Origin of the sequence: Paraburkholderia guartelaensis (assembly GCF_004353905.1) — a bacterium.
Taxonomy (GTDB): domain Bacteria; phylum Pseudomonadota; class Gammaproteobacteria; order Burkholderiales; family Burkholderiaceae; genus Paraburkholderia; species Paraburkholderia guartelaensis.
Genome location: NZ_SMOD01000006.1, coordinates 1 through 14,201 on the forward strand (window position 1 = coordinate 1; position 14,201 = coordinate 14,201).

The 14,201-nt window shown below is 63.6% G+C and carries 16 protein-coding genes and 1 tRNA gene; 3 read left to right on the top strand and 14 right to left on the bottom strand.

Annotated elements, in window-relative coordinates; translation table 11 throughout:
• The coding region (locus E1N52_RS09395) for a helix-turn-helix domain-containing protein (RefSeq protein WP_165979410.1) at window positions 1–160 on the bottom strand (160 nt) is incomplete at its 3' end.
• 222 nt (window positions 161–382) lie between these two features.
• On the opposite strand from E1N52_RS09395, the gene E1N52_RS09405 reads away from it, so the two are divergent.
• Complete coding sequence (locus tag E1N52_RS09405; protein ID WP_069264882.1) at window positions 383–643, top strand: YfhL family 4Fe-4S dicluster ferredoxin; 261 nt, start codon at window positions 383–385, stop codon at window positions 641–643.
• A gap of 69 nt (window positions 644–712) precedes the next feature.
• Here E1N52_RS09405 and hisC read toward each other — a convergent pair whose 3' ends face one another.
• The 8 genes from hisC to E1N52_RS09445 form a co-directional block, all read right to left on the bottom strand.
• Window positions 713–1,780 (bottom strand): histidinol-phosphate transaminase, encoded by a 1,068-nt coding sequence (hisC, locus tag E1N52_RS09410; RefSeq protein WP_133182197.1) that lies wholly within the window; start codon window positions 1,778–1,780, stop codon window positions 713–715.
• A 15-nt stretch (window positions 1,781–1,795) separates the two neighbouring features.
• Window positions 1,796–2,398: an aminoacyl-tRNA hydrolase gene (gene pth / locus E1N52_RS09415; protein WP_133182199.1), complete on the bottom strand. Its 603-nt coding sequence runs from the start codon at window positions 2,396–2,398 to the stop codon at window positions 1,796–1,798.
• 149 nt (window positions 2,399–2,547) lie between these two features.
• On the bottom strand, window positions 2,548–3,159 hold the full coding sequence (locus tag E1N52_RS09420; RefSeq protein ID WP_133182201.1) for a 50S ribosomal protein L25/general stress protein Ctc: 612 nt from the start codon (window positions 3,157–3,159) through the stop codon (window positions 2,548–2,550).
• Window positions 3,160–3,328: 169 nt separating this feature from the next.
• Window positions 3,329–4,285 (bottom strand): ribose-phosphate pyrophosphokinase, encoded by a 957-nt coding sequence (locus E1N52_RS09425; protein ID WP_069265235.1) that lies wholly within the window; start codon window positions 4,283–4,285, stop codon window positions 3,329–3,331.
• Between the two features lie 89 nt (window positions 4,286–4,374).
• Window positions 4,375–4,451, bottom strand: a tRNA-Gln gene (locus E1N52_RS09430).
• Between the two features lie 50 nt (window positions 4,452–4,501).
• Window positions 4,502–5,404: a 4-(cytidine 5'-diphospho)-2-C-methyl-D-erythritol kinase gene (gene ispE / locus E1N52_RS09435; RefSeq protein WP_133182203.1), complete on the bottom strand. Its 903-nt coding sequence runs from the start codon at window positions 5,402–5,404 to the stop codon at window positions 4,502–4,504.
• 80 nt (window positions 5,405–5,484) lie between these two features.
• Entirely contained in the window at window positions 5,485–6,147 is a 663-nt protein-coding gene (lolB, locus tag E1N52_RS09440; RefSeq protein WP_133182205.1) for a lipoprotein insertase outer membrane protein LolB, read from the bottom strand.
• Window positions 6,147–7,982 carry a tetratricopeptide repeat protein gene (locus E1N52_RS09445; RefSeq protein WP_133182207.1) on the bottom strand — a complete coding sequence of 612 codons (1,836 nt, stop codon included), beginning with the start codon at window positions 7,980–7,982 and terminating at the stop codon, window positions 6,147–6,149. The genes lolB and E1N52_RS09445 overlap by 1 nt, the downstream gene beginning before the upstream one ends.
• Before the next feature lie 122 nt (window positions 7,983–8,104).
• Between E1N52_RS09445 and mutM the strand changes: the two genes are divergently transcribed.
• Window positions 8,105–8,935 carry a bifunctional DNA-formamidopyrimidine glycosylase/DNA-(apurinic or apyrimidinic site) lyase gene (gene mutM / locus E1N52_RS09450; protein ID WP_133182209.1) on the top strand — a complete coding sequence of 277 codons (831 nt, stop codon included), beginning with the start codon at window positions 8,105–8,107 and terminating at the stop codon, window positions 8,933–8,935.
• Between the two features lie 15 nt (window positions 8,936–8,950).
• Window positions 8,951–10,084 (top strand): A/G-specific adenine glycosylase, encoded by a 1,134-nt coding sequence (gene mutY, locus E1N52_RS09455; protein ID WP_133182211.1) that lies wholly within the window; start codon window positions 8,951–8,953, stop codon window positions 10,082–10,084.
• Between the two features lie 40 nt (window positions 10,085–10,124).
• On the opposite strand, the gene E1N52_RS09460 is transcribed toward mutY, so the two are convergent.
• The 5 genes from E1N52_RS09460 to hpf form a co-directional block, all read right to left on the bottom strand.
• The gene (locus tag E1N52_RS09460) at window positions 10,125–10,763 is read right to left on the bottom strand and encodes an LON peptidase substrate-binding domain-containing protein (RefSeq protein ID WP_133182213.1); all 639 of its coding nucleotides are present in this window, start codon (window positions 10,761–10,763) and stop codon (window positions 10,125–10,127) included.
• A gap of 42 nt (window positions 10,764–10,805) precedes the next feature.
• On the bottom strand, window positions 10,806–11,699 hold the full coding sequence (rapZ, locus tag E1N52_RS09465; RefSeq protein ID WP_133182215.1) for an RNase adapter RapZ: 894 nt from the start codon (window positions 11,697–11,699) through the stop codon (window positions 10,806–10,808).
• A gap of 151 nt (window positions 11,700–11,850) precedes the next feature.
• Window positions 11,851–12,819 (bottom strand): HPr(Ser) kinase/phosphatase, encoded by a 969-nt coding sequence (gene hprK, locus E1N52_RS09470; RefSeq protein ID WP_028201859.1) that lies wholly within the window; start codon window positions 12,817–12,819, stop codon window positions 11,851–11,853.
• A gap of 190 nt (window positions 12,820–13,009) precedes the next feature.
• A complete protein-coding gene (gene ptsN / locus E1N52_RS09475; RefSeq protein ID WP_028201860.1) occupies window positions 13,010–13,465 on the bottom strand; it encodes a PTS IIA-like nitrogen regulatory protein PtsN in 456 nt (151 codons plus the stop codon).
• Between the two features lie 355 nt (window positions 13,466–13,820).
• Window positions 13,821–14,177: a ribosome hibernation-promoting factor, HPF/YfiA family gene (gene hpf, locus E1N52_RS09480; protein ID WP_028201861.1), complete on the bottom strand. Its 357-nt coding sequence runs from the start codon at window positions 14,175–14,177 to the stop codon at window positions 13,821–13,823.
• Window positions 14,178–14,201: the final 24 nt, after the last annotated feature.

Consider the following 14,201-nt stretch of genomic DNA (forward strand, 5'->3'; position numbering starts at 1 on the left):
GCACCGTGGGGGAATTTGCCTGCGCCGCCGCGAATTGCTCCTGGTACTTACGGATCGTCTTCCGGTCAACGCCCGTAATCCGGGCGATCTCCCGCTGACGTTTGCCCGCTGCGACGAGCGTGGCGATGGTTGTTTGCAGATGCGGCTTCAAGACATTCACTCCAACAACCCCTCTTCTTCATTCGAGGGGTGCAAGGTAACGTCCTGCCAGACCGCGCCAGCATCATGCTCCGCGTGTCTCTAGGTGGGGGATTTTGAGGTGCCCACAGGTGGGGGAATTTGCCCGCCCATCGGGGGCGTGAACGCGCAGCGAAAGCAGCGTAAACTATAGGGCTAAGCAACGTGTGAGCCGGCCCTCGTGCCGGCAGGAAGTGAGAACAGCATGGCCCTGATGATTACCGACGAGTGCATCAATTGCGACGTGTGCGAGCCCGAGTGCCCGAACGACGCGATCTCGATGGGTCCGGAAATCTATGTGATCGACCCGAAGAAGTGCACCGAATGCGTCGGCCATTTCGATGAGCCGCAGTGCATCCAGGTGTGCCCGGTGGAGTGCATTCCCAAGAATCCGGAGCATGTCGAGTCGCCCGAGCAATTGATGCAGAAGTACCACGCGCTGACGGCGGCGAAGAACAACGCCTGAATCGCGGAATCCTCCAGCAAATAAAAAACGCGCCAACTGGCGCGTTTTTTATTTCATCTTGCCGTCTTCTTACGCGACGATAGCCTTCAACGCCTCGACGAGCGTATCGCACTCGGTATCGGTGCCGATCGAGATGCGCAGATGCTGGTTCACGCGCGGCGCGTTGAAATGGCGCACGAAGATCTCTTTTTCGCGCAGTTTGGCGGCAATTGCCACCGCGTCGTGCGCGGGATGCTTCGCAAACACGAAGTTCGCCGCCGAAGGCACCACCTCGAAGCCGAGCGCCGTGAGCGCGGCCGTCAGGCGCTCGCGGCTTGCGATCACGCGCACGCTCGTCGTCTTGAGCCACTCGGCGTCTTCGTAAGCGGCTGTCGCGGCGGCTTGCGCGAGGCGGTCGAGCGGGTACGAGTTGAAGCTGTCCTTCACGCGGTTGAGCGCATCGATGAGATCGGGGTGACCGAACGCGAACCCCACGCGCATGCCCGCGAGCGAACGCGATTTCGAAGTCGTGTGCACGACCAGCAGGTTCGGATAGCGGTCGATCAGCGCGATCGCCGATTCGGCGCCGAAATCCACATACGCTTCGTCGATCACCACGACAGATTCCGTATTCGCCGCGACCAGCCGCTCGATTTCCGCGAGCGGCAGCGCGTGCCCCGTGGGTGCATTCGGATTCGGGAAGATCACGCCGCCATTGGGCTGGCGGTAATCGTCGACGCGAATCGTGAACTGCTCCGTGAGCGGCACGTTGCGGTACTCGACCTCGTAGAGCCGCGCGTAGGTCGGGTAGAAGCTGTAGGTGATGTCGGGAAAGAGGATCGGCTTGTCGTGCTTGAGCAGCGCCTGGAACGCGTGAGCGAGCACCTCGTCCGAGCCGTTGCCGACGAAGACCTGCTCCGCGCGGATACCGTGATGCGCGGCCACGGCGGCGCGCAGGCGCTTCGCGACGGGGTCGGGATAGCGGCGCAGCGACTCGCCCGTCTCGCCGAGCTCGTGGCGGATCGCCTCGAGCACGCGCGGGGAGGGCGCATACGGATTCTCGTTGGTGTTGAGCTTGACCGGCTTTGCGAGCGCGGGCTGTTCGCCCGGCACGTAGGGCACGAGCCGGTTGACGATGTCACTCCAGTAACGACTCAAGACGCTCTCCTTGTTTCAACCGTTGCGATGCAGCTGCATCACCGCACGTTCGGCCTCGCCCTTCACGAAAATCGGCATCACCGCGAGCGCGCGTTCGATCGAGGCGTCGATCACTTCCTGCTCCTCGCGGCGCGGCGGCTTGAGCACGAAGTTCGCGACGTCGGGCTTCGCACCGGCGCGCGCGCCTTCGGGAATCAGGTCGCGCGGATGGCCGATGCCGATGCGCAAACGCCAGTACTGCTGCGTCGACAGATGCGCGGAAATGTCCTTCAGGCCGTTGTGGCCGCCGCTGCCGCCGCCGAGCTTGAGCTTGACGGTGCCGGGCGGCAGATCGAGTTCGTCATGCGCGACGAGGATCTGATCGGGCAGGATCTTGAAGAAGGCCGCGAGGGCGACGACCGATTGCCCCGAGCGGTTCATATAGGTCTGCGGTTCGAGCAGATGCACTTCCTCGCCGTACAGGCGCGCCTTCGCATAGTGGCCGTGGAAGCGCCGCTCGTCGCGCAGCGTCGTGCCGGCTTCGCGCGCGAGCTGGTCCACGAGCCAGAAGCCCGCGTTGTGGCGCGTCGCCGTGTATTCGGCGCCCGGATTGCCGAGCCCGACGATCAACCTGATCATTGTGGTGTTCCGCTTGCGTAAATCGTTGAACTGACCCGCAAGTGTACGAAAAAGTGCGAAAAAAAACCCGCCGGGGCGAACCGCGGCGGGTCACGTCGTCCGTTTCAGGGAAACGGATCGAGAGGATCGGCTCGTTGAAGCCGCTGCGATTACTCAGCAGCCGGTGCTTCTTCTTCGCCTTCAGCTGCCGCCTGGGCGCCAGCCGGCACGGGTGCCGACGCGACGACCGGGTTTTCGCTTTCCACGTGCGAGACGAGCGTCACGCCGGCGGGCAGCGTGATGTCCTTGGCGTGCAGCGACTGGCCAGCTTCGATCTTGGCGAGGTCGACTTCGAGGAATTCCGGCAGTTGGCCCGGCAGGCACTGGACTTCGATTTCAGCCAGAACGTGCGAGATGATCGCGCCGCCCAGCTTCACGGCCGGGTTGGTTTCCTGGTTCATGAAGTGCAGGGGCACCTTCGTGTGGATCTTCTTGCTCGGATCCACGCGCTGGAAGTCCACGTGCAGCACGAGCTGACGGAACGGGTGGTATTGCACGTCGCGCAGCAGAACTTGCTGCGACTTGCCGGCCACTTCGAGGTCGAGGATCGACGAGTGGAAGGCTTCCTTCTTCAGGGCGTGCCACAGCGCGTTGTGGTCGAGTTCGACCAGTTGCGGCTCGGCGCCGACACCGTACACGATGCCAGGGGTCTTGCCAGCATTGCGCAGGCGGCGGCTCGCACCCGTACCTTGCAGGTTACGCTCGAAAGCGATGACTTTCATTTGATTCTCCATTGCACTGCCCGCGACCAGGCAGTAAAACGGGGCCTTTTCAGCAGAATGCCTGCCTTTGGGCCCCCAGCGATGCAGCGCGAACCTTCGTCCGTTCGCGCCGATTACGTGCAAAAGCGCGGCATTCTTTCGAACACCGCGCCTTGCGCGTCAATTCTTCTTAGCTTTCCGCGAAGAGCGACATGACCGAGTCGCCGCGACGGATACGCGAGAACGTTTCGGCGAGAAGTCCTGCGCTCGTGAGCGAGCGGATCTTCGCGCACGAACGCGCTTCGGCGCCCAGCGGAATCGTGTCGGTCACAACCAGTTCGTCCAGAGCCGAAGCGGCGATACGCTCGCCTGCGCCACCCGAGAGAACCGGGTGCGTGGCGTAAGCGAACACCTTCTTCGCACCGCGTTCCTTCAGCACTTGCGCTGCCTTGCAGAGCGTGCCGGCGGTGTCGACCATGTCGTCCATGATCACGCAGGTGCGGCCTTCGACTTCACCGATGATGTTCATCACTTCGGCGACGTTCGCCTTCGGACGACGCTTGTCGATGATGGCGAGATCGCAATTCAGTTGCTTGGCGAGCGCACGGGCGCGCACCACGCCGCCGACGTCCGGCGAAACGACCAGCAGGTTCTCGTGATTCTGCTTGCGCAGATCGCCGAGCAACACGGGCGTTGCGTAGATGTTGTCGACGGGAATATCGAAGAAGCCCTGAATCTGGTCGGCGTGCAGATCCATCGTGATGATCCGCTCGACACCGGCGATTTCCAGCATGTTCGCCACGACCTTCGCCGAAATGGCGACGCGCGCCGAACGGGGGCGGCGGTCTTGACGGGCATAGCCGAAGTAGGGGATAGCTGCGGTGATCCGGCCTGCAGATGCGCGCTTGAGCGCATCGACCATGATCATCAGTTCCATCAGGTTGTCGTTGGTCGGCGCGCAGGTCGACTGAAGGACGAAGACGTCCTTGCCACGCACGTTTTCCTGGATTTCGACCTGGATTTCACCATCGGAAAAGCGGCTAACCATAGCCTTACCGAGGGGAATACCGAGGATCTTGACGACTTCCTGGGCAAGCGCGGGATTTGCGTTGCCAGTAAAAACCATCAGGCCGTCATGGCTGCTCATCATGCACCTGCTGCGGACTTTGGGGGGCGAGAGGAACTACTTAGGCGAACTGCTCTGGGTAACCCACAGAGCGAACTGCCTGGAATTTTTGGCAGGGGAGGAAGGACTCGAACCCTCGCATGCCGGAATCAAAATCCGGTGCCTTAACCAACTTGGCGACTCCCCTACACTCAACTTTGAGCCTGACTGATCGGTAGGACGATCAACCACGCAAAACTATGCCGCGAAAGCGAAGAGTGGATGCTTGTTCAGACTCGAGGCTACCGCGCTTCTCCAGTCCGGTTGTTCCGCAAGCAGTTTGGCTTGTGCCGATTCTGCTTCGGACCGACTGGCGAATGCTGCAAAAACGCTGGCACCCGATCCGGTCATCCGCGCTGGTGCGATGCTGTTCGAAACACTTTCAAACCATCGAAGCACCTGCGCTACTTCCGCGTATTTTCCTGCGACAACCGCTTGCATATCGTTATGACCGAAGCTATCTGGCCATCCCTGCTGCGTTGCTTGCTGTGCAAGAAAGACTGCTATTGTGCAGGTCTTTGTGTCCCTTGTCAACGATTTTTCTGAAAAAATCTCGGCAGTAGGAACATGAACCCGCGGCGTCACTACCAAAAAATGACGCGGGGGCAATTGTACAGCCTCCAATGCTTCTCCAACACCCTCCGCGAACGCATTTTTCCCGAACACGAAGAAGGGCACGTCCGCGCCCAGTTTGAGTGCGAGCGCCTGCAATTCTTCGCGCTGCAGGTTGAGTTTCCAGAGGCGGTTGAGCGCGAGCAGCGTCGTGGCCGCGTCGGAGCTGCCGCCGCCGAGACCCGCGCCCATCGGCAGGCGCTTTTCGATATCGATCTCGACACCCTCGCTCGTGCCCGTGTGCTCCTTGAGCAGCGTCGCGGCGCGCACGGTGAGGTCGTGCTCGGCAGGTACGCCTTCCACTTCCACGGTGCGCGTGATGCGGCCGTCCCGGCGGCGCGTGAAATGCAGCGTGTCACCCCAGTCGAGCAACTGGAACACGGTCTGCAGATCGTGATAGCCATTGGGACGGCGGCCCGTGATGTGCAGGAAGAGATTGAGTTTCGCGGGCGCGAGGCAGTCGCGCAGCGAGTCCTGGGTTTCGATCATGATGCTCTTGGGATGATGCCTGGATCCTGGCCGGCGCGTGCCGGCCAGGTATTGCTGATGAGAGACAGTAACCGGCCCGCTTACTGGTCGAGCACGAGCTTGATCTGAAGCGGCGGGACATCGCGCGTGAGATTGACGCGCTTCACGCCAGTGGCCGGCGCGTCCGCGTAGGCGACGTAATCGATGGTCCAGCCGTCCTGCTCGATCTGCGAAGGCCGCTGCGGATTCCGCGGGTCGGGTGTGGTGCGCGCGTGCGATGTGGGCGCAACCGAAGGCTGCAGCCAATAGCGCAGTCCTTCCACGGGCAGTTCGAAGCCGAGCGCCTGCTGCATGAGCGTACTCACGTTGTCAGCCGTGAGCGGCTGACGGTTAGGCAGCTCCAGCGTGGCTTGCGACGGCGCGGAAGTGACGAGCGCGAGCGTTTGGCCAAGCGGATTGAGCAGTTGCAGTGTCACCGTCGAATCGGTCTCGCGCCAGTCGAAGTTGCCGTACGCGTTGCGCTGCTGGCCGTTCTGGTCGACGTACTGCACGGCGAAGCGGCCATGATAGGCGCGGTTCGTCTGCGTACTGAGCGAGGTCGTGGCGTTCGAGGTGGACGGCTGGCGCGGCGGTTGTTGCGTGGCGCAGCCCGCGAGCACGAGGAGCGCAGCCGCCGCTGCGCCGAGCGACGCGCGCCGTGCAAAGCGGGCGGCGCGCGCGACGGGGAGGGCCTTGGGGGAAACCGAAGTGAAAAAATCTGCCATCAGAGATCGTTGACCTGGAGGCGCTTGAGCGTCTTCAGGAGCGTGTCGTTGTCGGGTTCGAGCTTGCGGGCCTCGCGCCAGGCAGCGCGTGCGCCGTCCTGGTCGCCGTTTTTCCAGAGCACTTCGCCCAGGTGCGCGCCAATTTCCGCGTTCGGCTGGAGGCTGTAGGCCTTGCGCAAGAGCTTGATCGCGTCGGCATTGTCGCCCATGCGGTACTTCACCCAGCCCACGCTGTCCATGATGAACGCGTCGTCCGGTGCGAGCGACGAAGCTTTTTCGACCAGTTTGTCGGCTTCCTGCAGGCGCTGGTTGCGGTCCGCGAGCGAGTATCCGAGCGCGTTGTAGGCCTGCGGATTGTCGGGCTGCGTCTTGATCAGCTTGCGCAACTGCGTTTCCATGATGTCGTAATGGCCGGTTTTTTCCGCTGCCATTGCGTAGTCATAGGTGAGGTCCGGGTCGTCCGGGAAGTCGGTGGTCGCCTTCGCAAGGCGTGCTTCTGCCTCCGGATAGCGCTTCGCGTCGAACAGGATCGCGGCGTCGGTGCGCGCGATCAGCGCCTGGTCGCGCGGATCGTCGGCCTGAATGCTCGCGAGCTGACGGCGTGCGTCGTCGGTCTTGCCTTCCTTGTCCAGGATCTGCGCGCGCGTGATCTGGGCCGGCACGTACTGCTGGCTGTTGGGCTGGATCTTGTCGAGCCACTTCTGCGCGCCGGCGTCGTCCTTCTGCTCGACCGACAGTTGCGCGAGGTAGATATAGGCCTGACCGGGGTCGGCGGCCGGATTCTTCTCGGCAACCTGCGCGTATTGCGTCAGATACTTCTGCGCAGCGTCGAACTTCTTCTGCTGCACGCTGATGAGCGCGAGCGCCATGAGCGGCATCAGGTCGGTCGCGTTGTCCTTGTGCAGGATCTCGAACTGCTTCTGCGCGTCGTCGAGGCGGTCGGCAGCGAGATAGGTTTGCGCAAGTGCAAGGCGGCCTTCACGCGACTTCGGGTTCTGCTGGACGTACTTTTCGATCGACGCAATGCCTTCGGCGCGCTCGTCCGGCCCCATCTGCGCGAGCATCAGCGCGGCGGGAAGGTAGTCGGGCTTGAGCGTGAGCGCCTGCTCGAACGACTTGCGCGCGCCGGGCACGTCGTCGGCGAGCAGTTGCTGGCGGCCGATCGCGAGCTGCGTCTCGGGACGGTTCATGTCGTCCTTGAGCAGCGCTTTGAGCACATTCAGGCCGCCCACGCGATTCGGGCCGCGCGAAAGCAGAAGCTGCAGCGAGAGGATGGCCTGGCCGCGGCTGTCGGCCGGGACTTTCGCCAGTTCGCGCGCAAGCAGCGGCTGGGCGTCGTCGGGCTTGCCGGCGAGCACGAGCAGCGAAGCGTCGAGTTGCGCCGCGCGCTCGGAGTCGGGGGCGTACTGCTGCCAGAGCTGGACCGCAGTCAGGGCGTCGGACGGGCTCTGCGCCGCGAGCGCGATTTCCGTTGCACGCTGCGCCATGCGCGGGTCGTGCGTGTCGCGCGCGAGCGCGAGATACGTTTGAAAGGCCGGGGCAGGCTGGTCGCGTTGCAGCGCGATTTCCGCGGCGAGCACCTGGAAGACGATCTGGCTCGACAGCGGAACGGCCGGCAGATCCTTCTTCTCGTCGGGCGAGGCGGGACCGAAAGCGTCCGGCATGGTGACGGAAGTGTCGTCCGTGTCGGGGGACGGATCCTGCGCATACGCGCTCGACGTGGTCAACGCCCAGGCGGCGAGAACCGCGGCGCCAACGAGGCGACGCGCGAAGGCTGCAGGCACGCGGGGCGTCGCGGGACGCTTCGCGAACAGCTTAACGAAAGACAGTTCCATGGAATTCCGTCGAATGTTTCGGTCGATTGTAACGCGCTGGCTACAATACGCGCACAACGCGCACACACGTTTACGCAAGTTGCAGACCAACCCGGACCAGCATCCGAATCAGGCCGCCAGACATGCCAGAGTTGCCAGAAGTTGAGGTTACCCGAAGGGGGATCGAACCGTGGGTCGCGGGCCGCCGCGTCGAGCGTGTGGAGGTGCGCAACCCCGCATTGCGCTGGCCCGTGCCGGCCACGCTCGCCCGTACGCTGCGCGGCCGCACGATCCGTTCCGTCGGGCGGCGCGGCAAATATCTGCTGTTCGAGGTCGATGAGGGCTGGTTCATCGTGCACCTGGGCATGACCGGCACGCTGCGCGTGCTGCGTAATCTGCCGAAGCCACCTGCCGCGGAAAAGCACGGTCACGTCGACTGGTTCTTCGACGACTTCACGCTGCGTTTTCGCGACCCGCGCCGGTTCGGCGCTGTGCTCTGGCATCCGCGCGAGGCCGGCGACGTGCTCGGCCATCCGCTGCTGGCGGGCCTCGGCATCGAGCCGTTCACGCCGGCCTTCGACGGCGCGCTGCTCTTTCGCGAGACCCGCGGCCGCAAGGTCTCCGTCAAGCAGGCGCTGCTCGCGGGCGATATCGTGGTGGGCGTTGGCAATATCTACGCATCGGAAAGTCTGTTCCGCGCCGGTATCCGGCCGACGACTCCGGCGGGCCGCGTTTCGCTTGCGCGCTACGAACTGCTCGCGGACGCCGTGCGCGCCGTGCTCGCCTCGGCCATCGAGAAGGGCGGCAGCACGCTGCGCGACTTCGTCGGCAGCAACGGCCAAAGCGGCTATTTTCAGCTCGAATACTTCGTTTATGACCGCGCGGGCCAACCCTGCCGCGTATGCGGCACGCCGATCAAGCAGATCGTGCAGGGCCAGCGTTCCACTTATTTCTGTCCGCGCTGCCAGCGCTGAGCGCCAGGCTTTTCCATGTACCGAACGTCATCTACTTCCGCGCCGCTACCGGCTGGCGCCTATCCCGCTGAACTGCTCACCGGTTTCGCGCCGCGCCTGATCGCCTGGCAGCGCGAGCATGGCCGTCACGACCTGCCGTGGCAGAACACGCGCGACCCGTACCGCATCTGGCTCTCGGAAATCATGCTGCAGCAGACCCAGGTCTCGACCGTGATTCCGTACTACACGCGCTTTCTCGAGCGCTTTCCCACCGTCGAAGCACTCGCCGCCGCGCCCGACGACGACGTGATGGCGCTCTGGGCCGGCCTCGGCTATTACTCGCGCGCGCGCAATCTGCACCGCTGCGCGCAGGTCGTCGCCGATACCCACGGCGGCAAGTTTCCGTCGACGGTCGAGGCGCTCGCGGAGCTGCCCGGCATCGGCCGCTCGACGGCGGCGGCGATCGCGTCGTTCGCGTTCGGCGCGCGCGAAACGATCCTGGACGGCAACGTGAAACGCGTGCTCGCGCGCGTGTTCGGCGTGGAAGGCTTTCCTGGCGAAAAGCGCGTGGAGAACGCGATGTGGACGCTCGCCGAAACGCTCGTGCCGGGTCCCAAAGCGAGCGACGCCGACGTGAGCGCATACACGCAAGGCTTGATGGATCTCGGCGCGACGCTGTGCGGGCGTGGCAAGCCCGATTGCGCGCGCTGCCCGTTCGCTGACGACTGCGTGGCGAAGACGACGGGACGTCAGCGCGAACTGCCCGCCGCGCGCCCGAAGAAGGCCGTGCCCACGCGGAGCACGTGCATGCTCGTGCTGCTCGACGGCGATGCAGTCATGCTGGAGAAGCGGCCGCCATCGGGTATCTGGGGCGGACTGTGGAGCCTACCTGAAGCCGCGGACGAAGCCGCGCTCGCCGAGCGCGCGCGAGACTTCGGCGTGACGCCAGAGCGCGCAGCGTCGAGTTCCGCGCTCATGCCGCTCACACATACGTTCACGCATTTCAAGCTCGACATCGAGCCGCGCGTGATCGAACTCAAGCGTAATGGCGCGCCGCTGGAAGCCAACGATGGACAGACCGCATGGGTGCCGCTTCGCAATATCGACGCGTATGGCGTGCCCGCGCCGGTGCGCAAGCTGCTCGATAGTTTGCGTGGACCGCTGATCTGAGTGAGCGAGCAAGCGGCATCAAGGCGGCATCAACGCTGCATCAAAGCAGCTGATGCTGCTGCATGTAGTGATGCACGATCTCGATACGCGCGCCGGCGTCGTTCAACTCCATGAGCTTCTGACGCGCGCGCAATGCGATTGGCAGCACTTCGGCCAGACGGTTCGATACCCATGAGGGATCGTCGAAGCGGAACGGCTCCGCAAACGGCAGGCTCGCGGGGTCGCGCTCGCGGATCGTCGCGATGATGCGCTCGAGCACTTCCGCACATGCGCCGAATTGCGCAAGCTGTTTGCCGCCTTCCAGTGGAATGTCTTCGGGGATCAGTTCGGCCATGCCCACGAGCAGGCCGTCGGCTTCGACGCGATGCGAGAGCAGGTGAAAGCGCTGTGTGCCGTGAGCCCGGATGTGCAGCATGCCGACGGTCTCGACGTCGCATTGCTCGATGAGCGCGAGGCAGCCAACGGATTCGGGTACTGCAGTCGTCTCGTCGGGCTGTGCGACTTCCGCGCCGCTTTTGAGCAGACACACGCCGAACGGCGTTTGCTCGCGCAGGCACTCGCTCGCCATGTCCAGGTATCGCGCTTCGAAGATCTTGAGCGGCAGCAGGCCGCCGGGGAACAGCACCGTATGCAGCGGGAACAACGGTAAATCGGCAAGCACGGCAGGAGACGAGGACATGGCGCAACGCTTTCGGTTAAGGGCCGCGCGATGCGCAGCCGGTTAGGCGATCAGCCGTGACGACTCTCCGACATCGAGAGGCGCGTCGCGGTGACGCACGATAACGTTCGACTCGCCGGCAAAGCGCGTAGCGAGCGTCTGGGCGATGTACACCGATCGATGTTGTCCGCCCGTGCAGCCAATCGCAACGGTGAGATAGCTGCGGTTATCGGCGCGAAAATGCGGCAGCCACTTCGCGACGAACGCATAGACATCGTCGATCATTTCGTGGACGGCCGCCTGCGCATTCAGAAAGTCGATCACGGGCTGATCGAGGCCGGTGAGCGGCCGCAGACGGGCGTCGTAATGCGGGTTCGGCAGCGTGCGTACATCGAACACGAGGTCCGCGTCGAGCGGCACGCCGCGCTTGAAGCCGAACGATTCGAACGTGAGCATGAGCGAGCCGCGCTCGCCTTCGACGAACACCTTCACCCACTGGCGCAGCGCGTTCGAACTCAGGTTGCTCGTATCGACCTGATGGCCGAATTCGGCGAGGTTCGAGACGAGTTCGCGCTCGTGCTCGATCGCTTCTTCGAGTGACTTGAGCATGCCCACGTTCGCGTCGTGCGCGGCGGAGCCCGAAAGTGGATGGCGGCGCCGCGTTTCCGAGAAGCGCTGGATGAGCGACTGCGTACTCGCGTTGAGGAAGAGCACGCGCACGTCGTGACGAAGCGCCAGGTCGCGGATCATCTCCGGCATGTCGTCGAACGACGAACTCGAGCGCGCATCGATAGCGACGGCGAGGCGTTCGTAGCCGTCGTCGCTCAGATATTGGGCGAGTTGCGGTAGAAAGCGCGGTGGCAGATTGTCGACGCAATAGTAGCCGACGTCTTCGAGCGCATTGAGCGCCACTGACTTGCCGGAACCCGAAATGCCGGTGATCAGGATGATACGCATGGGAGAGTCGATGAACCCGATTGGGTCATCATAGCATCCGATCCGCGCGCCTGTATTGGCTCTCCGGGCCGCAGGCGCTCGTTTCGAGGGCGCGCGCGCCTGGCCGGCCGCGCCTGGCCGGCCGTGCCTCGCGGCCCGCGCGGCTCGGGAGTCAGATCAGCTTGCCGGGAAACTGGCTGTCGGGGTCCTGCATCGCGAGACGCTGGCGGTCCATGAAGTCGCGCAGGGTGTCGATGCCGCGCAATTGCAGGATCGTGTTGCGAACGGCGGCCTCGACCAGCACGGCGAGGTTGCGGCCCGCGGCCACCTGGATCGTGACCTTGCTGATGGGCAGGCCCAGCACGTCGACGGTCTGGCTCTCCAGCGGCAGACGCTGGAACTCGCCGTCCGGGCGGCGTACGAGCTGCACGATGAGCTTGAGCTTCATCTTCCGGCGCACGGCCGTTTCACCGAAGATCGTCTTGATGTCGAGCAGACCGAGGCCGCGCACTTCGAGCAGGTTCTGCAACAGCGGCGGGCAACGGCCCTCGACGAAATCGGGGCCGAGGCGCACGAAGTCCACAGCGTCGTCGGCCACGAGACCATGCCCGCGGCTGATCAGCTCCAGACCCAGCTCGCTCTTGCCGAGACCCGAGTCGCCCGTGAGCAGCACGCCCATGCCGAGAATGTCGAGAAACACGCCGTGCAGCGTCGCGCGCGGCGCGAGTATGCGCGACATGTAGAGGCGCAGGCTGTCGATGACGGTGGCCGCCGACATCGGCGTGGTGAAGAGCGGCGTGGAAGAACGCGTGCAGCGCAGCACCAGTTCGGGCGGCGCGGTCATGCCGTCGGCGACCACGAGGAACGGCGGTTCCAATGCGATCAGCTCGGCCATGTGGCGCGAGCGGTCTTCGTCGGTCTGGCGCTGGTAGTAGTGGATTTCGGCGTCGCCGAGCACCTGGATGCGGTTCGGGTGAATGAGGTTCAAGTGGCCGACGAGGTCCGCGCTCGCCGTGGCCGTGGCCACCGTTTCGGTCGAAAAGCCGCGTTCCCAGCCTTCGTGCCCCGTCAGCCAGCTGAGTTTCAGCGTGGTGGCGTTGTCGTCGAAGATGCTTTGGGCGTTGATGCTGGAAGTGTCCATGAGTCGGTGACTCCGCGAGATGACTCGCTTAACGGCTGACTGAATTGCTGGCTAAATAAACCGCGCGACCTGAATGCGCTACCTGGATGGTTCACGGCTGCCGGCACCCGGCGCTTCACCCCTGCAGCGGGCGTCGAGCGCGCGCTTATCGGCCGCGCGAACCGCGCCCCGCAAGACGCCGCACATTACATCAAGGTTGCCACTGGGTGAGCAAGCGATGCAACGTTTCGCGGTCTTCTTCCGTATGGAGCCGCTCACGCGTTTCGCGATCCGACAACAGTTGTGCGATCTCTGACAGGATTTCAAGGTGCTGCTGCGTGGCCTGTTCGGGCACGAGCAGGAAGATGAGGAGCGAGACGGGCTGACCGTCTGGCGCTTCGAAGGCGATCGGCTCGGCGAGGCGCACGAAGGCGGCCTGCGGCTGCTTCAGGCCCTTGATGCGGCCGTGCGGGATCGCGACGCCTTCGCCGAGGCCCGTTGAGCCGAGGCGCTCGCGCGCGAAAAGATTGTCGGTAACCGTGCTGCGGGCGATGCCGTTCTGATTTTCGAAGATCAGGCCAGCCTGTTCGAAGACGCGTTTCTTGCTGGTGACGGACAGGCCGACGACGACGTTCTCGATGGGAAGTATTTTGGCTAAACGATTCATGTTGGCAGGCGAAAACGTGGCCTGAATGCTCCACACCCCGACAAGCTGCCCGCTTTGGCGCAAGCTCTGGATCTGGCGACGAAGCCCGGTGCCGGGACCGTGGGGACCTGTTTGGTGCGTTAGACCCCGTAATACGACTGGACCATTATAGAACAAGCGTCCACGCGGATGGTGCGATGCGCCACGCATGAGCGCAACCCTCGTTGCCCGGTTGCACCCAGCGGTAAAACCCTGCATTGCACGCATTCACGAAAAAGCCGCCCGGTTCGGGCGGCTTCGCTTCGAGGGGCGGAGGATGAACTATCGACTCCAGCCCCGGTTCATGGCGTGAATCGCCACATCGGACATTGTGGGATCACTGCGGCGGGATTTCGATGATGGGCGCAGGCTGGTGCTTGATCGCCTCATGTTGATGTCCCTGCACGCGGTCCTTGTGACGTACGACCTGGCGGTCCAGCTTGTCGACCACTAGATCGATGGCGGCGTACATGTCGCCGTTCGCGCTCTCCACAAATATGTCCTTGCCTTTCAGATGAAGGTTCACTTCGACCTTCTGTCTCTTATCCTTTTCCTTATGGTTGTCGACCGAGAGGACCACATTGCCATCGATTACCTGATCGAAATGTCTTAGCACCCTGTCCAGTTTGGTGATCACGTATTCTCGCAACGCTGGCGTTACTTCGAGATGGTGTCCACTGATCTTCAGATTCATAGTGCTTCTCCAGGCTAATGGCCG